Source organism: Mucilaginibacter sp. SJ (assembly GCF_028993635.1).
Lineage (GTDB): Bacteria > Bacteroidota > Bacteroidia > Sphingobacteriales > Sphingobacteriaceae > Mucilaginibacter.
Genome location: NZ_CP118631.1, coordinates 5,147,339 through 5,166,847, shown reverse-complemented (window position 1 = coordinate 5,166,847; position 19,509 = coordinate 5,147,339). Strand labels below are relative to the sequence as shown.

Sequence of the window (19,509 nt, the reverse complement as noted above, 5' to 3'; positions counted from 1 at the left end):
TTCTTTACAACATGATTTTAGATATGTCAATTGTACATTTTTAAAATCAAAACTTAACCAATTAATAGATCATTTATGAGAAAATTTTTACTACTCAGGCATGGGGGAAACCCTCATGTGCAGTGGCCGCCCAGTAAATGGAGCCCCAAAGTAATGCTAATCGCTTTTTTCATCATGACCGGTTTCCTTTTTTCGTTTAGTGCATCCGCGCAAAATAAAATTAAGGTAACAGGCAACGTGGTTGACACCACCGGCCAGGTACTTACCGGCGTAGCCGTACGGGTACAGGGTACACAGGGGGGCACCACAACCGATGCACAAGGCAATTTCAGCATTAACGTACCAGGTGCAAACAGCACTTTGGTTTTTACTTACATCGGTTTTACTTCACTCGAATTACCATTAAACGGCCAAACAGCCGTAAAAGTGCGTTTGCGTGCAACAAACTCGGCTTTACAGGAGGTGGTTGTTACCGGTTACGGTACGCAAAAAAAGGCCTCCATTACAGGTGCCATCTCAACTGTTACCAGTAAAGACCTCGACCGTGTACATGCCGGTTCGACAGTAAGTACAGGTTTGGCCGGTAAAATTCCGGGGGTAACGTTCAGGATGTCTGAAGGCAGGCCTGGTGCCAGCGCCAGTATCCAGATCCGTAATATGGGTACGCCTTTATATGTAATTGACGGGATCCAGCAAGACCAAGGTCAATTCAACAACCTTGCCCCTAACGACGTAGAGAGTATCTCGGTGTTGAAAGACGCTTCGGCAGCTATCTACGGTGTGCGTGCGGCTAACGGTGTAGTGGTGGTAACTACAAAAAAAGGCGCCGGCGAAGCCCGTATCAATATTGATGCTTACACTGGTTATCAAAACTGGTACAGGTTCCCTAACGTGTTAACCAATTCATATGATTACATGCGTTACCGCGCTGATGCCGAGGTAAACAGCAATGGCTCAACCAGCATTACCCCGGCCGAACTTGATAAATACAAAGCAGGCACTGAAAAAGGCTATCAAAGCTTTAACTGGCGCGATTATGTTTTAAAAAGCAATAACAATGCTCCTCAAAACTCGGTGAATGCCAATTTTACCGGTGGTAACGACAGGGTTAATTATTATGTTTCGGCGACTAACCTTTACCAGAACTCACAGTTGGGTAAAGAGTATAAATTTAACCGCTCAAATATCCAGTCGAACGTTTCGGTTAAAGTGGCCAACGGTTTAAAAGTAAGCCTGGACATTAACGGCCGTATCGAAACCCGCGAAAACCCTGGTGTACCGGGTGGTGACGATTACTTCCTTGCCCGTTTTGCCGTTTTAAGGAATACACCGCTTGAACGCCCTTATGCTAACGATAACCCGGCATACCTTAATGATATCGGCCATACCGAATCAAACTATGCCTTCCTTAACAAAAAGCTTTCGGGGCTTTACCACAGTGACTGGCGCGTGCTTCAAAGCAACTTCGGTGTCGAATATCAGATCCCGGGCGTGAAAGGCTTAAACGTGAAAGGCCTATATTCATACTATATTGCCGATTATTTGCTTAATAACCAGGAGTATACCTATAACGCGTATACCTACAGGCCCGCTACCGATACCTATGATGTAACCGGCGGCAGTACCAACCCATGGCGCGAACGTGAGCAACGTAAAGAGTTTGCCAAAACTTACCAATGGCAAATTAATTACAACAACAGTTTTGGTAAACATACCATTGGCGCTACGTTTGTTTCTGAGCGTATTGAGCTAAAACACTTACGTAACTGGATCCATGCTTCGCCAATTTCAAATAACCTGCCATTGATCTACTTCCCAACGGCCGATCAATACCAGGATAGCGATAATACCGAAACCCGTATAGGTTATATCGGTCGTGTAAACTATAACTATGATAACCGTTATTATTTAGAAGCATCAGCAAGGCGGGATGCATCATACCTGTTTGCTCCTGATAAACGAGTGGGTTATTTCCCTGGCGTATCTGCCGGCTGGCGCATCACACAGGAAGGCTTCATGAAAAAACTATTAGGCGAAAACAGTATCCTGAATGATTTGAAATTCCGTGGTTCGTATGGTGTGTTAGGGGATGACCGTGATCCGGGAAATTCAGCTAATCCTATTGTGGCCCCATATGCTTATTTGCCAGGTTACAACTACAACCAGGGCACTTATATTTTTGATGGCAACGCGGTTATCACTTCAAGGGACAAAGGGATCCCTGTAACCCGTATTTCATGGCTAAAAAGTAAAATTACCGATGTTGCTGCCGATTTCAGCTTGTTTAACAGTTCGCTGAATGGTACTATCGATTACTTCTATCGTAAACGTACCGGCTTGTTAGGTACTAAAAATGATGTTGTGGTGCCTATTGAAATAGGTTACTCTCTGCCGCAGGAAAACGCGAGCAGCGATTCGCAACGCGGTTTTGAGATCTCGCTTAACTATAACGGTAAAATTGGCAAAGCAAGCTATAATATAGGCGGTAACTTTGGCTACACCCGCCAAAAAAACCTGCAAAGCTATAACCCGCTATTCTTTAACTCATGGGATCAATACCGCAACTCGACCGAAAACAGGTACTCGCATATCGACTGGGGTTACCAGGTTATCGGTCAGTTTACATCGCAGGAGCAGATCAACAACTATACTATCAACAACGATGGCAAAGGCAACCGTACCTTGTTGCCGGGTGACCTGATGTACAAAGATCAGAATGGTGATGGTAAAATTGACCAGTATGACGAGCGCCCTATAGGTTTCGGTTATGGTACACAGCCTAATATCAACTTCGGCTTTACAATTGGTGCTGCTTATAAAGGCTTTGATTTCCATGCTGATTTTTCAGGCGGTGCAGGTTATACCTGGTTCCAGAATTATGAAACCCGCTGGGCGTTCCAGAACAATGGTAACCTGAACTCAATATTTGAAGACAGGTGGCACCGCCAGGATATGTTTGATTTAAACAGTCCGTGGGTACCGGGTAAATATCCTGCAAACAGGGTGAACCCAGGCTTTGGGCATAGCGATTACGAGCTGAACGGCCAGCGTAACTCAACTTTCTGGCTGCATAGTGTAAGGTATTTAAGGGCCAGGACTTTAGAGCTGGGCTATTCATTGCCGACTGATATGCTTAAGAAAGTGAAGATCAGGAGAGCGAGATTTTATGTTAACGCGTACAACATGTTTTCATTTGATAACCTGAAACAGTATGGCGTTGATCCGGAAACTACCGATGATAATGGTTTACAGTTTCCGCAAAGTAAGGTACTCAACTTCGGCGTTAATTTAACCTTTTAATTAATTCCTAAAGTTTAAAAGCAAATGAAAAAGATTTCAATTATAACAATGCTGGCAATCTCGGTAGTAGCGGGATCGTGCAGAAAAGATAGTTCATTTTTAGATGTGCCGCCTAAACAGGTGCTGCCAACAGATCTGGCATTTTCAGATCCTGCGCTGGTGCTTTCGATCCTTGGCGATCTTTATGACAGGCAACGCGATTTCTCAAGTTTGGATGGTTATCCCTCAAGAGAATATCCTCAGTCGCCAAATGGTGACAGGGAGCCGGGATGGCGCACATTCGCTGATTTCAGCGAGGCTTTCCCTTCAGAAAATGGCAGCAGCTTCCTTGTACAGCGTACAGGCTGGGGTTATGGCGAATGGGCGATATGGGATTATGGTTATATCCGCGACCTAAACCTTTTTATACAACGTGCAACCGCGGCCACCAAACTTACCGAAGGTGATAAAGCACGTTTTATTGCCGAGGCCCGTTTTTTACGTGCTAACTATTATTTTGAAATGGTTAAACGTATGGGTGGCGTTCCGTTAATTACCGATCCGTTGGCTTATGATTACTCCGGTAACGTTACCCCGCTTCAAAGGCCGCGTGCCAAAGAATCAGAAGTATATGATTTTATTATCAGCGAAGCAGAGGCTATTAAATCAGTACTTCCCGCCGATGTTAATCAAAAATCAAGGGCAACTAAAGCGGCAGCATTAGCCATGGAAGCAAGGGCTGCACTATATGCAGGTTCAATTGCAAAATATGGCGCTACCACTCCCCAGGTATCATTACCGGGAAATGAAGTTGGTATCCCTTCAACCTTATCAAATGGTTACTATACCAAAGCACTGGCTGCTGCCCAGGAAATTATTAACGGTTCGGCAGGCAGCTACCAGTTATACAAAGTTCTTCCTGACCTGAGCGATAACTTCGCTGCTATTTTCCTTGATAAAAGCAGTGTAAACCAGGAAGCTATATTTGTTGAGGACTTTAAAGCCAACGGCGGTAAAGTACACGGGTTTACCACTAATGATCAGCCATTCTCAATATCCGACGAAGGTTTGGACGCAGGTCGTTTAAATCCGTCGCTAAACCTGGTTGAGGCGTTTGAAAAACTGGATAATACCTACGCGCCAATTGCAACAAAAGATGCGGGAGGTAATCCTGTGTATTATACCAACCAGCTTGACGCTTTTGCAGGCAGGGACGCACGACTTGCGGGTACCGTGCTTTTACCAAACGGCTTATTCAAAGGTAAACGGACCGAAGTTTATGCAGGCTACCAGCTTGCTGATGGTACTGTGATCAGCAGCGGCGACGCTACCATAACACAAGACGTACCAGGATTAGGCAAAACACAGGTAGTTGGTAAGGACGGACCGGTTAACGGCCTGGAGTTCCGTACACAAACCGGTTTCTATGTACGTAAATATCTCGATCCAACTGTTGGTTCAGGCCGTCGTGGCCGCGGAAGCGACGTTAACTTTATCCGTTATCGTTATGCCGAAGTGTTATTGAATGCCGCGGAAGCTGCCTTCGAGCTTGGCCAAACAGGTACCGCGCTTGGTTATATTAACCAGGTAAGGTCACGTGCGGGCTTAACCACTCCTTTGGCTTTACTTACTTTTGACAGGATAGTACATGAGCGCAGGGTTGAGCTTGCATTTGAAGGTCACACTTTGTATGATATGAAACGCTGGAGACTTGCTACCAAAGTTTGGGATGGTAACCAAATGTCAGTTGCCGACCTGGTTAGCAACATCGGCAGCGCTACCAAGCATAATACACAGCCTTTTGGTTTATGGCCATACAAATACTACAATCCGGGTAACGCCAATAATGGTAAGTGGATTTTTAAGGAGGTGAAACCAAGTGCGGTTACAGGCGCTAACAAATTCCAGGCGGGTAACTATTATTCGCAAATTGGTGATGATATTTTATCTGCAAACCCTAAAATTGTAAAGCAACCAAATCAATAGGTATTAACAAATTAACCATCATGAAAATAAAATTTCATCATATCATATTAGGGCTCTTCCTTGCTACCATGGGTTGCAAGAAAGACAACTATGAAGCGCCCGCATCAAAGCTCACCGGCCGCCTCACATATAAAGGCGCGGCGATAAATGTTGAATACAACCAGGTGCCTTTTGAGCTTTATCAGCCGGGCTTTGGTAAAATAGCGCCCATCAGGGGTACTTTTCAGCAGGATGGCAGCTATTCGTCACTGTTGTTCAACGGTAATTACAAATTCACTATCCCTGCAAACCAGGGGCCTTTTATGTGGAAGGAAGTAAGTGCCGGGAAAAGGGATACAATAGCGGTTACCATTAGCGGCAGCCAAACTATGGATATTGAGGTAACGCCTTATTATCTTATTAATAATGCCAAAATAACAGCTGCCAACAAAATAGTTAACGCTGTGTTTGATCTGCAGAAAGTTATAACTGATGCCAATGCTAAAGATATAGGCTCGGTGGTGTTATATATCAATAAAACCCAGTTTGTATCGGGCAGTGATAATATTGCTGCTACTGAAGTTGCCGGTTCTGCTATAACAAGCATGAATGGTATCAGCATCAATGTAAATATCCCTACTATCACGCCTACGCAAAATTATGTGTTTGCCCGTGTAGGGCTTAGGGTAGCCGGTGTGGAAGATATGATCTTCTCGCCTGTGGTAAAAGTTACTTACTAAGTTTTATAATCAGGCCCCGCTGTATAGCGGGGCCTTTTTTCCCTATGCAATAATTAAAATTAATATAATAACTCATCTCTACTTTTTAACTGATGAAGAAACTATCGCTTTGCCTGTCTCTTTTTATTACTACTTATCTATCTGCCAATGCACAGCAAGGCGAATGGCATTTGATAAAAGACAGGATCACTACCCCATGGGCCGAAAAGGTTGACCCTAAGGCACCGCTTCCCGAATATCCACGCCCGCAAATGGTACGCGGCAACTGGCAAAACCTTAATGGTTTATGGAACTATGCCATAGTGCCTAAAGCAACTACAGGGCCTGCCAAATATGAAGGAAAGATCCTGGTGCCTTTCGCGGTTGAATCTGCCCTGTCGGGAGTGGGTAAAACGGTGGGTAAGGATAGCATGTTGTGGTATAAAACCACCATCAGCTTAAACAAAACATTAAAAGGTAAAGACGTACTGATGCATTTTGGTGCGGTTGACTGGCGTACCGAAGTTTTTGTAAACGGTAAAAGTGCCGGCATCCATGAAGGCGGCTTTGATCCTTTTACATTTAATATTACCCCTTTCTTAAAAGGCGGTTCAAAGCAAGAAATTACCGTAAGCGTATGGGACCCGACAGATGATGGTCCGCAGCCGCGTGGTAAACAAGTTAAAAAGCCCGAAGGGATCTGGTACACCCCGGTTACCGGGATCTGGCAAACTGTTTGGTTGGAAGGTGTAGCTAAAACGCACATTGATGCCACCAAACAAACCCCCAACATTGATGATCACACACTATCGGTATCTGCCGAAGTTTCAAATAGCCAGCCGGGCGATAAGCTGAAGATCAGCGCCTGGAACGGAAAAACACTTGTATCCGAAAAAACGATTGATGCCGGCGAAACCGCCGTGCTGGATATTAAAGATCAGCACCTGTGGTCAACCACCGATCCGTTTTTATATGATTTGAAGGTTGCAGTTATCCGCAACAATAAAGCTGTCGACGAGATAGGCAGCTACTTTGCCATGCGTAAAATTTCGCTTGGTGCCGATGCTAATGGCATTCAGCGTATGCTATTAAATAACAAATTTGTATTCCAATATGGCCCGCTTGATCAGGGTTGGTGGCCTGATGGTTTATACACCCCGCCAACATATGAGGCTATGAGCTTTGATATTGACAAGCTGAAGGAAATGGGCTTCAACATGATCCGCAAGCACATTAAAGTTGAACCTGCGCGTTACTATGCTTACTGCGATAAAACAGGTATGCTGCTTTGGCAGGATATGCCGAGCGGCGATTTAGGCAACCACTGGGAAAACCGCCCTGGTGTGCTCGACCGCGCTACCGACCAGCAACGTACTTCCGAATCTGAAAGCTACTATCGCAAAGAGTGGAACGCTATCATTAACTCATTATATAACTATCCATGCATCGTAGTCTGGACTCCGTTTAACGAGGCCTGGGGACAGTTTAAAACTGTGGAGATCACCGAATGGACGATGAAAAAAGACCCATCACGTTTGGTGAACAGTGCCAGCGGTGGCAACTTTTATGATACCGGCAACATTGTCGATTTGCATAATTACCCGCACCCGGCTATGCCTCGCCCTGAGATCTTCGGCAAAACCAAAGCAGTTGTACTTGGCGAGTTTGGTGGTTTGGGCTGGCCTGTTGACGGCCATACCTGGCAAGCCAACAAAAACTGGGGGTATCAAAATTTCAAAAATGGCGACGACCTGTTTAAAAGATATTCAACGTTTACCGACAGGTTGGAAGAATTGATTAAAGCTGGCCTCTCGGCTGCGGTATATACTCAAACAACAGATGTGGAGGGCGAGGTGAACGGGTTTATGACCTACGATCGTAAAGTGATTAAAATGCCTGTTGAATTGTTACAAAAAGCCAACAGCAAACTGTATGATCCTGCCCTGGTGAAATAATATCTTTACGTAATGACTATAAAAAAAAGTATAAAATTAATGCGCAGGGAAGTTTGTCTTTCTGTAGCGATGATATGTGCAGGCTTTGCAACTGTGAATGCCCAGGGCGTGAAAGCAAGCACGGTAACAACGGTTGATAACAAAGGCGCGAATGCTTTTTATGTAAACAACCGCGCCCCCTTGCAAAGGCAATATTTTACCAAATTGCCTACAGGTAGTATTGAAGCAGGCGGTTGGCTCAAAAAAATGATGGAGCTGCAGCGCGACGGCTTAACCGGTAACCTTGGCGAGATCAGTGTATGGCTTTCAAAAACCAATAATGCCTGGCTTAACAAAGAGGGCAAAGGTGAATATGGCTGGGAAGAATTGCCTTACTGGCTAAAAGGTTATGCCGATATAGCCTATACGCTGAAGGATAAAAAAATGATTGCCGAAACTAAATTCTGGATTGATGCGGTGCTGAACAACCAGCGCGACAACGGCGATTTTGGTCCGGCGGTTGAGCATAACGGTAACCGTGACCTTTGGACTAACATGCCCATGCTTTGGTGCCTGCAATCCTATTACGAATACACCAAAGATCCCCGCGTTATCCCTTTCATGACCAAATACTTTAAGTATGAATTAGCTACGCCTGATAACAAGTTTTTGGAAGATTACTGGGAAAACAGCCGCGGCGGCGATAACATGCTGAGTGTATACTGGCTTTACAACCGCACCGGCGACAAGTTTTTACTTGATTTAGCTACCAAGCTTGATAAAAACACAGCCAATTGGCGCCAGGCAAATAACCTGCCCAACTGGCATAATGTTAACGTAGCACAGTGTTTCCGCGAGCCTGCAACTTATTACCTGCAAAGCCATGATAAAAAAGATCTTGATGCTACATACAATGATTTTAAACTGATCCGTGATATCTATGGCCAGGTTCCGGGCGGTATGTTCGGTGCTGATGAAAACGCCCGTAAAGGTTACGATGATCCGCGCCAGGCAGTAGAAACCTGTGGTTTGGTGGAGCAAATGACATCCGACCAAATGTTATTGGGCAATACCGGCGATCGTTTCTGGGCCGAAAATTGTGAAGACGTAGCTTTCAATACCTTCCCGGCTGCCTTTATGCCCGATTATCGTGCTTTACGTTATCTAACTGCACCTAACATGGTGGTGAGTGATGGTAAAAACCACCATCCGGGCATTGCCAATGAAGGTCCGTTTTTAATGATGAACCCTTTTGGTAGCCGTTGTTGCCAGCATAACCACGCTGCTGGTTGGGTATATTATGCCGAAAACAGCTGGATGGCTACTCCTGACAATGGCATAGCCGCCCTGCTTTATACCGAAGGTAAGGTGAACGCAAAAGTTGGTAACGGTACCGCGATAAGCATTGCCGAAACAAGCCATTACCCTTTCCAGGATCAGATCAATTTTACAGTTACTACGCCTAAAGTAGTCGACTTTCCGCTTTACCTGCGCATACCTGAATGGTGCAAAGGCGCATCGGTAAAAGTTAATGGCGTAGCTGTAGATGTAAATACCACAACAGGCGATTATATCCGCTTAGCTAAAAACTGGAAAAATGGCGATAAGGTAACGCTTCAGTTGCCAATGCAGCTTAAGGTGAAAGAATGGGCTAAAAACAAAAACAGCGTAAGTGTTAGCTATGGCCCGCTTACCTATTCTTTGAAAATAGAAGAGCAATATACCAAAGGAGATAACCTGAAAGATGCTCAGGGCGATTCGCACTGGCAACCCGGTGCCGACCCTCAAAAATGGCCTTCGTATAACATCTATGCAGCATCCCCATGGAATTATGGTTTACTGATAGATGAGCAACATCCTGAAAAATCGATAGAGGTTGTTCACCGCGCGTGGCCAAAGGACAATAATCCGTTCACCAATACCACTGCGCCGATAGAGTTGAAAGCAAAAGGTAAACAGCTGCCCGGTTGGAAGATAGACGAAACAGGTTTATGCGGGGTATTGCCGCAAAGTCCGGTTAAAACTGAGGAACCTGCTAAAGAACTAACATTGGTACCTATGGGCGGAGCAAGGTTAAGGATCTCGGCTTTCCCGGTTGCTGAATAATGAAAAATGCAGATGGGGACTTACAGTTACACAACCAAACGCACATCCATCCACGTAGCTGAACTGGAGTTTAACGGTGAGACATTGGTTTGCGACAGGGATAAGCCATTCAGTTTTTGGCTGGCCGACGTCAAATAAAATATCGACAGAAATAAAAAGAATATAATTGGTTATGCGGCAGATATTCATTTGGTTAATGGGTGTGTTTGCCCCGGTGATGGTTCTGGGGCAACACTATGCCGTTAACAGCAAAACCATTGCCTGGGATCAAACCACCTTAAAGCAGGTGGGGAGCGGAAACGGCAATTACGCCCGCATGATCCAGTTGAGTAATGGCAACCTGTTTTGCGTTTATGAAAGCGCCGGGGGCGTTGAATGTATTACAAGCAATGATTTGGGCAAGAGCTGGCAGCCACCTGTAATAATTGCCAGGCCGGTGCCGGGTGTAAACATGGCAGTGCCAGAGATATTGGAATTGAAAGATCATTCGTTACTGGCATCATACAACCCGCGTCCTCATAAAGTAAATGGCGATTGGGATACAACCAAACACTTTGCCATCTGCACAAAAAAAAGCTACGATAAAGGCAAAACATGGAGGGATGAACGCCTGATTTATGAGGCACAATACAACTTTGATGACGGTTGTTGGGAACCATCGCAAATTCAGCTTCCATCGGGAGAGATCCAGCTGTTCTTTTCAAATGAAGGTGTTTATACCAAATCAAATGAGCAGAATATTTCCATATTCCGGTCGAAGGATAACGGCTTAGGTTGGACAAAACGGCCCGAAATAGTGTCCTTCAGGCCCGGTCACAGGGATGGGATGCCGGTGCCCATAATCCTGAAAGGAAAAAATGAGATCGTATTTTCGATAGAAGATAATGCCGGTGCAACTTTTAAACCGTCCATCATCCGCAATAGCATCGGCCAAAACTGGAAAAAGACGGTGGGACCCGACGATGCTGAACGGACATACGCGCTCACACACAAACTGCAGGATACGGTTTGCAGGCGCGCCCTATTTAAGGCAGCTGCACAGTGGCGAAACGGTATTATCCTACCAAAGCACACTTAATCGCAATCACAATTGGGAACAATCCTGTATGCAGGTAGCTTTGGGTAACAGGGATGCTAAGGAGTTTGTGAGCGTACCAACACCGTTCAACATCCCGCTTAATAAACAAGGGCTTTGGAACTCGTTATGTGTGCTTAAGGATGATACTATCATCGCGATTACATCAACCAACGCGTTTGGAAACGGGACGGAGATTTGGATGATAAAAGGGAGGGTGGTAAAGAAGAAGTAAATTAAACAAATCTTCGCCGCCGCTCGGCTCCAGCCGGGTGGCAGTTATTAAGCGGCCTCTGGCCGCCGAAGTTGGAGTAGCAGGCCAGAGGCCTTGGGATAATTGCCACTCGGCTGGAGCCGAGCGGCGGCGTGGTTGACAAGTAAGTGTCGACACTTACCTAAATACAGTTTAAGCGAGGACGCTTGAACTCACAAACAAAACAGAATTAAACACTTATAAATGCAAACAAAATTAAAAGTATTGGCCCTTGCTTTGGCAATGCCATTGGGGATGAGGGTAATGGCGCAGCAAAAAGCGCCGGCACAGGTATGGTCTGAGGCGAAGGCAAAAACCTGGTACGCGCAGCAACAATGGCTGGTTGGTGCCGATTTTATTCCAAGCACGGCCATTAACCAGTTAGAAATGTGGCAGGCCGATACTTTCGATCCAAAAACTATCGACAGGGAATTGGGCTATGCGCAGGGCATCGGTATGAATGTAATGCGTGTATTCCTGCACCATTTAGCCTGGGAGCAGGATCATGAAGGTTTCAAAAAACGCATGGACGAATACCTTGCCATTTCAAGTAAACACGGCGTAAAAACCATGTTTGTATTTTTTGATGATTGCTGGAATAAAGTTCCTAAAGCGGGTAAACAGCCTGAACCAAAACCGGGTATTCACAATTCAGGCTGGATGCAAGACCCCGGACAGCCTGCATCTGATCATGCGGCAAATTCGCCGGTACTTGAAAAATATGTAAAAGACGTATTAAAGCGCTTCGCTAATGATAAACGCGTTTTACTTTGGGACCTGTATAATGAACCGGGCAACTCTGATAAAGGCAGCCGTTCATTACCATTGCTTAAAAGTGTTTTTAAATGGGCAAGGCAAGTAAATCCAAGCCAGCCAATTAGTGCAGGCGTTTGGCGCTGGGATCTGGAAGATCTGAACAAATTCCAGATAGCCAACTCAGATGTTATTACTTATCATGATTATACGCCTGAAGCGGAACACCTGAAAACAGTGCAGTTTTTGAAAATGAACGGCCGCCCGTTGATTTGTACCGAGTATATGGCACGTCCGCGGAACAGTCTGTTCAGCACCGTATTGCCAATGCTAAAAAAAGAAAATGTAGGTGCTATAAACTGGGGTTTTGTAAGTGGTAAAACCAATACCATTTACGCCTGGGATACCCCAATGCCCGATGGCAAAGAACCTAAATTATGGTTCCACGACATTTTCCGCAAGGACGGCACGGCTTATATTCCTGAAGAAACAAACCTGATTAAGAAATTGACCGGAAGATAGTTTGGGATGTACGAATTTCAGATGTGCGGATGTGCAGATGGATTTTCGAATGCTGAAACCGCCGTTTTAAATAGAGATGCATCCATTCCTGTTCGTCTCCTGCGTTAACCTATCACACAAATCTGCTTATCATCTGAAATGCAGTTTTATTACAGACTTACGAAGTTTTAAAAACTTCGTAAGTCTTGTTCCTCGCTAATACTCCCCTTAAACCAATTACACCTATGAAGCAGTTTTTTAATTATCTGATGCTGGGCCTGTTCGGCACTATAACCGCCTGCCGCAGCCATGCACAGCAAATTGAGCCAACTAAGCAGCCAGCACTTTATAATGGCCTTATTCATGTTGTTCTTGATAGAGACTTTCCCGATCCTACGGTCATCAGGTATAATGGCAAGTATTACGCTTACGCAACTCAATCGCCGGGAGGTGACGGCAAAATGATCAATATCCAGGTGGCCTGGTCAACCGATCATGAGCACTGGACGTATGCGGGAGATGCCCTGCCGCAAAAACCTTCATGGGCTTCTAATACCCAAAACTTTTGGGCGCCGGATGTTTTCTTCGACGCCAAACTCAACAAATTCGTCATGTTCTTTTCCGCCGATCCCAATGAGTTGACCGGCAAATGGATGGGGATAGCCTATGCTGATAACCCGCTTGGCCCGTTCACTGACCGGGGTATACCATTTATGAAAGGCCCGAGTTTTCACTGTATTGATCCAAAAGCTTTTGTTGACCCTAAAACCGGGAAGCATTTTCTTTACTGGGGATCGGACTTTCAGCCATTGCGGGTACAGGAAATGAAAGATGACTGGTCGGACTTTAAAGAAGGTTCACAGCCAACAGTTGTAGTTGAACCGGGCAAGGATAAAAGCTACAGTAATTTGGTTGAAGGATCATGGCTTGATTATGATAACGGAACCTATTACCTGTATTATTCGGGCGATAACTGCTGTGGTACCGGAGCCAACTATGCTGTAATGATTGCTAAAGCAGATAATCCACTTGGTCCGTTTTTAAGGTTGGGTGAAAGTGATAAAACCCTCAATAGCGCTATATTGGTTAAAGATGTTGTTTACACGGCTCCTGGTCATAATTCTATTTTTACCGACGAAAAGGGAAACAAGTTTATAGCTTATCACGCTATCGAAATAGTCCGCAAGGAAAAAGGGAGGGTAATGTGTATCAGCCCTATCAAATATCAAAATGGCTGGCCGGTAGTAACTAAATAGTAATAATATGGTTTATCAATTAAAACATCTGGCACTTTACGGATTGCTATTGCTGACTTTTTTAAATGCCGGGGCGCAGGTATCAGGCTATAAAAACTTTAAACCGGCGGCCGGCGTAAGTGTAATGGCAAATACCGCAAACGTAACGGTAACCTGGCCGGCAGGGATTAACAGCAAGGCTAAACTTGTTTTAAATTTAAAAAATGGCCAACCGCTATTTACCAGCGTACAGTTAAGTAAAGGAGGTATTTACAAGCCGGTAATTGAAAATGTTGATCCGCAGTTTATCCTCACAGAGGGCAGGCGCGACCTTATCTCTCAAAACGGCTGGAACATCTTTTTTGATAAAGTACCGTTGAAGCCGCACCATTCCTATAAGGTGGATTTTCATAAAAAGTCAGTCAATGTAAGCGGCAAAGGCACCCGAACTGTAATTACCCTATCCGGATTAGAAGCCCCCAATTTTAAAGGCGACCTGGAAATCACCCTGTACAACGGACAGCCCCTGTTTAATGTAGCTGCGGTTGTATCAACACCAATTGACTCAACTGCCATTTTGTATGATGCAGGTTTGATAGCTACAACAAAACCGCTTAAGACTGTAAGTTACAGCGATGTGTATGAACACCTGCAAACAGATCAGATTGAACGGCCTGATACAGCTAAAAACCTCGCTGTAAAATACCGCACCATCATAGGCGCAAATGATAATGCCGCGATAGCCATATTCCCCGCGCCGCACCAATATTTTTACCCTTTGGATGAAGCTTTCAATCTCAAGTTTGTATGGTACGGTAACAATTACCGCAGTTTGCTTCCGGGTTTTGGGCTTGGTATCAGGCAGGAATTACAGGGCGATAAACGTTTCGTGCCCTGGTTTAACGCCCCTCCGGGAACCAAACAACGGCTTAACTTTTTTTGCCTGCTGGGCAATGATGGTGCAGACGCTTTGCTGAATAACGTAAAGCAATTCACCCATGATGACAGTTACAAACCTTTGCCGGGTTATAAAACCATGGCAAGTCATTTTCATAACGAGTTTATCATGAGCGTTGTACTGGCGGGTAAGCCTGTGCCTGATAGTCCCTCCTTTGTGAAGGTTTTAAAGCGTCAAGGCATCAACATAGTTCATTGGGCTGAGTTTCATTACACAGCGCACCCTAAAGGACCTGACGAGCAGCGCCTTAAAGAATTAAAAGCGCTGTTTGATCAGTGTAACCGCTTGTCTGATTCTAATTTTTTACTGCTGCCCGGCGAAGAGCCTAATGAATTTTTCGGCGGGCACTGGCTGGCATTTTTCCCTAAGCCGGTTTACTGGATCATGTCGCGCAAGGCGGGTACGCCTTTTGAAAGTACCGATGCCGAACATGGCAAAGTTTACCACATTGGTGACAAAGCCGATATGCTGAACCTGCTTAATGCCGAAAATGGTCTGGCCTGGACAGCGCATGCCCGTACAAAGGGATCAACCGGTTTCCCGGATGCTTATAAGAAGGAAGATTTTTACCTGTCCGACAGATTTTTAGGAGCTGCCTGGAAAGCCTTACCGGCCGATCTGTCGGAGCCTCGTTTAGGCAAACGGGTATTTGATCTGATGGATGATATGAATAACTGGGGCCTGAAAAAGAAAGTACTCTCTGAAGCCGATCTGTTCAGCATCGAACCTGAAAATGAAATGTACGCACACCTCAATGTAAACTACCTGAAACTTGCCAAACAGCCGCAATATAAAAATGGCTGGCAACCTGTACTCGATGTACTGGAGCAGGGAAAATTCTTTTCCACTACCGGCGAAGTTTTAATAGAAGATTTTACCGTAAACGGCCATTCTTCCGGCGAAACCATCGCCCTCCCTGCCAATGGTAAATGTATCGTCAATTTTAAAACCAGCTGGACATTCCCGCTCAACTTTGCTGAAATCATTTCAGGCGATGGTAAGGGGGTTTACCGGGAGCGGATCGATCTTACTTCAACCCAGGCCTTCGGCTCGAAAACGTTTAGCAAAGTGTTGAACATGAAAGGCCGCAAATGGGTACGGCTTGAAGTATGGGATGCTGCGGTTGATGGCGCTTATACACAAACGGTTTGGTTGAAGTAAAGAATCTAATAAAAAATGTCATTGCGAGCACAGCGTGGCAATCTCGTAGCCATGCGTATCCGATCTGTATAGCTACGAGATTGCCACGTCGCCCCAGATGCTCTTTACCCATGCAGCTCCTCGCAATGACATCGCTTTTATAGTCTACGCTATAGCGCCTGAGTGCGGTAGTACTCAGGCCTGAACCACGGCAGCTCTTCTTAAATATTTCGGCGTGTATTTTACAGGGATTTTGACCAGTGCCCGCTCTGTGAAAAAGCTTTTCAGGGCTGCTACTTTCCCGGTGCGGATGAGATAACTGATGAATAAGGCAATTAACATAAATTTTTACTTAACAATACTTGCAAAACGTTGATAAAAGGCGGTAGGGCTGTCGGCATGCTTTGGCTCGTATTTACCGGCAATAATGGGGATATAGATTACCCTGCGACGGCTTTCCTCACCAATTACGGTTGACTGGGCCACGCGATGCCATAAACGGCCATCATGTATGGTCAGGTCGCCGGCAGTGGGGATAATAGCTACCTCATTTTCGTCGGTATCATGATCAAGGAAATACTTTTTACGGAAAAGCATCTGGTAAAGGTTTTGTTTATGTGTGCCGGGCAGGATACGTAAACCGCCGTTCTCCGGTTTTAAAGTGCTCAGGTGAATCCCAACATTCAGCATCGGGTTTAACCTTTGGCCATGAAAAATATCGCGCAGGCCATCGGTGTGCCATCCCATTTTGGTAAAACTGCTTTCGGGGCCATTTACATAGTGGTTAAATACCATGCCGTCTTTTTCATCAGTTCCCAGCCGGGATCCTTCACCTATCAGGTTAAGCAGTACCTGGAAACGGGGATCTTTGGTAAATTCATCTAACAGGCTATTATGCTGATTAATAAAGGCAAAACGCTGTACAATAGGCGACCCGTCAAGGTCTTTACCGTATTTGATGGGTACGCCGTTTACCTTTTCAGTTTTGTTGCTTATCCAGGTATTTTCAACCTGTCTTGATGCATTAATAATGTCGGTAACAGTTTCGGGCTTAATGAAATTTTTGAAATGGATAAAGCCGTGCTGATTAAAAAAAGCCTGTTGTTCGGGCGTAATTGTTGAGCCTAATGTGAATTTTTGATATGACGTTGCCATGTGGTGGAAAGATATTAAAGTACCTGGAAAATGAGATTGTAAACGCTTGATGCCGCCGGAGCGGTTTTAGAAAAGGAGCTGGTCCTTTTTGAGGGAAATTAACAACAACAGCTGCACATGACCCTTGTTATCAAGGGCATTCGCATAGGGCATGCAAATAATATGTTGTGCTTATTGTTCAATGTATATTAAATCTATCTTATTAGTAGATTAATACAAATGTAAACAAATTGTTAATCATGCCAAATATTTCTGAAAATATTTTTTAACGCTTGTAAAGCCCGGCGGTTACCCTTTCAATCAGGCTTTTAGGGGCATGCGTTGCTGCTACCGCGGAGAGCTTATTTAAAAATCCGGGTATTATTTCGGCTTTTTTATCGAACATGCCTTTTATACCAATTACCGCAACCTCCTCGGGCTTCATGTTGAACTTTGCTGCCAGTTCGGCCAGGGCATCCATCCCTGCAGCGTTGGCAAAGCCCGTGTCTGTAGGGCCGGGGCAAAGGCAGCTTACTGATACCGGCGTATCCTTAAGCTCATATCTTAAAGCCCTGCTAAAGGATAAAACAAACGCTTTGGTAGCAGCATATACGGCCAGCGTTGGTACTGCCTGGTAAGCCGCGGTGCTGGCTACATTGAGGATAAAAGCCTGTTGCTGCAATTTTAAAAGAGGGATAAAATGATAAGAGATTTCGGCAGGGGCATTCATATTAACCTGCATCATGCGGGTTTGCGCGGCCAGATCCAATTCATCGAAATTTCCCCATGCACCATGCCCCGCATTATTTATTAATATCGATACAGGTACATTTAAGTTTTTAGCCCAGTCAAAGATCCGGAGGGCCGCACCTCCGCCCGAAAGATCAATCTCGAGATAATCAGTCTTAACATGAAAGTTGGCCATTATTTGGGCGGATACGGCAATGAGGTCATTTTCCGACCGGGAAACCAGCAGCAGGTTATACCCTTTTTGAGCCAGTAATATAGCCATTGACCGCCCAATGCCTTTACCTGCTCCCGTAACTAAAGCGTACTGATCCATCATTTTTATGAGTATATCTGCAATGCAAGTTTAAATAAAAATAATCTACCAAACTTGTAGACTATTTAAAATGTTATTACGTTTGTATTGATATGAAAACCATACCGCCCAGTTTTCGTTTTTTAAGCTATAACCAGCAAGGTTATTGTTGTTGCCGGTAAATTGTAACCGCTCCCCTATTCGTTATTATATCTGTAACACAACAATTATCACAAGCTTAAAAATTGATCATGACCGCTTATCGTACAAAATATTTATCCAGCGCCTTTGTATTCTTTGGTTCTATATTATCTGTACTTCCTGCATCGGCTCAGCTATCTGCTTCGGTAAAGTATAAGCTCAACCTGCGGCCCGATACATCTGCCCATAGTATAATTGACGATAGTTATTCGTCCAAACTGCTTGCGGGGGTATCAAACAAACCTGTTATTGATAATGCAGGTGCCGCTTTTGAGACGGATCTGGAAAGTGAACTGGATACGCACGCCGGCCGTAAAAAGGTTCTGAGCTATTTAAAAGAGCTATCGGTCAACAATACCAGCGAAAGTAATTATAACCAGGCGAAGGTTAAATCATACTATAAGCTTGCCAATGTATTTGCCAGGCTGCATTTGTACCCTCTGGCCATGAAGTGCTTTTTTAGGGCGATGGTATCTAAAAAAGCAGGGAGTGATCTTGTCCCTGCTGCTCCGGATTCTCTTATTTCTGATACAACCGGCCGGCAGTTACATTTAAACAGCGGATTGCTGGCTATCAACGCAAACGACGATTCGGTATTTGTAAACACCCCGGTTCAATTAAAAGATAAAAAAGAAAAGAAGAGCAAATCGATCACTTATAACCGCATTCTGAACACATTTAACGATGGTAAAAAAGCGGCTGCTTATGCGCTGTTGTTTCATGTAAAGCAACCCAAACCAGGTAAACCGACTGTATTTGTACGGGCTAATACCGGGCATACTTTTATCACACTCATCAAGTACAATACCGATTCAACTACGGTTTCTGTTTCGTTCGGATTTTATCCAAAAAAAGATAATATATTTTCGGCCACCCCGTGGGAGCCGGAAACTTCTGGAACTTTTAAAAACGACGAGGCGCACAAATGGGATGAAGTAATGGGCAAGTTTATTACCGAACGCCGGTTTAAAAGAATCCTGAAACTAACCCGTTTATACGATGGGTTGGAGTATCACCTATCAAAAAACAACTGTACAGATTTTGCATTACAGGCAGCCTCCTATGCTGGTTTCGGGGTTACCAATTCAAAAGGTTCATGGCCCTTGGGGCATGGCAATAATCCCGGAACAACCGGACAAAGCATAATAGCAGGCGGTATTTATGATAATGATAAGGCCGATCTGTTTATTGATTTTGATGAAAATCTGAAATAA

14 protein-coding genes are annotated in these 19,509 nt (G+C 44.8%); 12 read left to right on the top strand and 2 right to left on the bottom strand.

Translation table 11 applies throughout. The annotated features are described in order from the left end of the window. The first annotated feature begins 75 nt into the window (after window positions 1–75). The 11 genes from MusilaSJ_RS21500 to MusilaSJ_RS21450 all read left to right on the top strand — a co-directional run bounded on the left by MusilaSJ_RS21500 (window position 76) and on the right by MusilaSJ_RS21450 (window position 15,939). Window positions 76–3,300: a SusC/RagA family TonB-linked outer membrane protein gene (locus MusilaSJ_RS21500; RefSeq protein ID WP_274986858.1), complete on the top strand. Its 3,225-nt coding sequence runs from the start codon at window positions 76–78 to the stop codon at window positions 3,298–3,300. Between the two features lie 24 nt (window positions 3,301–3,324). Continuing rightward, complete coding sequence (locus tag MusilaSJ_RS21495; RefSeq protein ID WP_274986857.1) at window positions 3,325–5,265, top strand: RagB/SusD family nutrient uptake outer membrane protein; 1,941 nt, start codon at window positions 3,325–3,327, stop codon at window positions 5,263–5,265. A 20-nt stretch (window positions 5,266–5,285) separates the two neighbouring features. Beyond that, complete coding sequence (locus MusilaSJ_RS21490; RefSeq protein WP_274986856.1) at window positions 5,286–5,984, top strand: DUF3823 domain-containing protein; 699 nt, start codon at window positions 5,286–5,288, stop codon at window positions 5,982–5,984. A gap of 92 nt (window positions 5,985–6,076) precedes the next feature. Beyond that, window positions 6,077–7,918 (top strand): glycoside hydrolase family 2 protein, encoded by a 1,842-nt coding sequence (locus tag MusilaSJ_RS21485; RefSeq protein WP_274986855.1) that lies wholly within the window; start codon window positions 6,077–6,079, stop codon window positions 7,916–7,918. Between the two features lie 12 nt (window positions 7,919–7,930). Continuing rightward, window positions 7,931–10,003: a beta-L-arabinofuranosidase domain-containing protein gene (locus tag MusilaSJ_RS21480; RefSeq protein WP_274986854.1), complete on the top strand. Its 2,073-nt coding sequence runs from the start codon at window positions 7,931–7,933 to the stop codon at window positions 10,001–10,003. 12 nt (window positions 10,004–10,015) lie between these two features. Then, on the top strand, window positions 10,016–10,141 hold the full coding sequence (locus MusilaSJ_RS21475; protein ID WP_274986853.1) for a hypothetical protein: 126 nt from the start codon (window positions 10,016–10,018) through the stop codon (window positions 10,139–10,141). 34 nt (window positions 10,142–10,175) lie between these two features. Next, entirely contained in the window at window positions 10,176–11,081 is a 906-nt protein-coding gene (locus tag MusilaSJ_RS21470; RefSeq protein ID WP_274986852.1) for a sialidase family protein, read from the top strand. Between the two features lie 28 nt (window positions 11,082–11,109). Then, window positions 11,110–11,313, top strand: a complete 204-nt coding sequence (locus tag MusilaSJ_RS21465) for a hypothetical protein (RefSeq protein ID WP_274986851.1) — start codon at window positions 11,110–11,112, stop codon at window positions 11,311–11,313. Window positions 11,314–11,535: 222 nt separating this feature from the next. After that, window positions 11,536–12,606, top strand: coding sequence for a cellulase family glycosylhydrolase (locus tag MusilaSJ_RS21460; RefSeq protein ID WP_274986850.1), 1,071 nt, complete (start codon window positions 11,536–11,538; stop codon window positions 12,604–12,606). A gap of 224 nt (window positions 12,607–12,830) precedes the next feature. Then, on the top strand, window positions 12,831–13,841 hold the full coding sequence (locus MusilaSJ_RS21455; protein WP_274986849.1) for a glycoside hydrolase family 43 protein: 1,011 nt from the start codon (window positions 12,831–12,833) through the stop codon (window positions 13,839–13,841). A gap of 7 nt (window positions 13,842–13,848) precedes the next feature. After that, on the top strand, window positions 13,849–15,939 hold the full coding sequence (locus tag MusilaSJ_RS21450) for a CehA/McbA family metallohydrolase domain-containing protein (RefSeq protein ID WP_274986848.1): 2,091 nt from the start codon (window positions 13,849–13,851) through the stop codon (window positions 15,937–15,939). Between the two features lie 327 nt (window positions 15,940–16,266). Here MusilaSJ_RS21450 and MusilaSJ_RS21445 read toward each other — a convergent pair whose 3' ends face one another. Both MusilaSJ_RS21445 and MusilaSJ_RS21440 read right to left on the bottom strand, forming a co-directional pair. Then, window positions 16,267–17,073, bottom strand: a complete 807-nt coding sequence (locus MusilaSJ_RS21445; protein ID WP_274986847.1) for a phytanoyl-CoA dioxygenase family protein — start codon at window positions 17,071–17,073, stop codon at window positions 16,267–16,269. A 265-nt stretch (window positions 17,074–17,338) separates the two neighbouring features. Beyond that, window positions 17,339–18,118 (bottom strand): SDR family NAD(P)-dependent oxidoreductase, encoded by a 780-nt coding sequence (locus tag MusilaSJ_RS21440; RefSeq protein ID WP_274986846.1) that lies wholly within the window; start codon window positions 18,116–18,118, stop codon window positions 17,339–17,341. 227 nt (window positions 18,119–18,345) lie between these two features. Here MusilaSJ_RS21440 and MusilaSJ_RS21435 point away from each other — a divergent pair, with 227 nt between their 5' ends. After that, entirely contained in the window at window positions 18,346–19,509 is a 1,164-nt protein-coding gene (locus tag MusilaSJ_RS21435; protein WP_274986845.1) for a hypothetical protein, read from the top strand.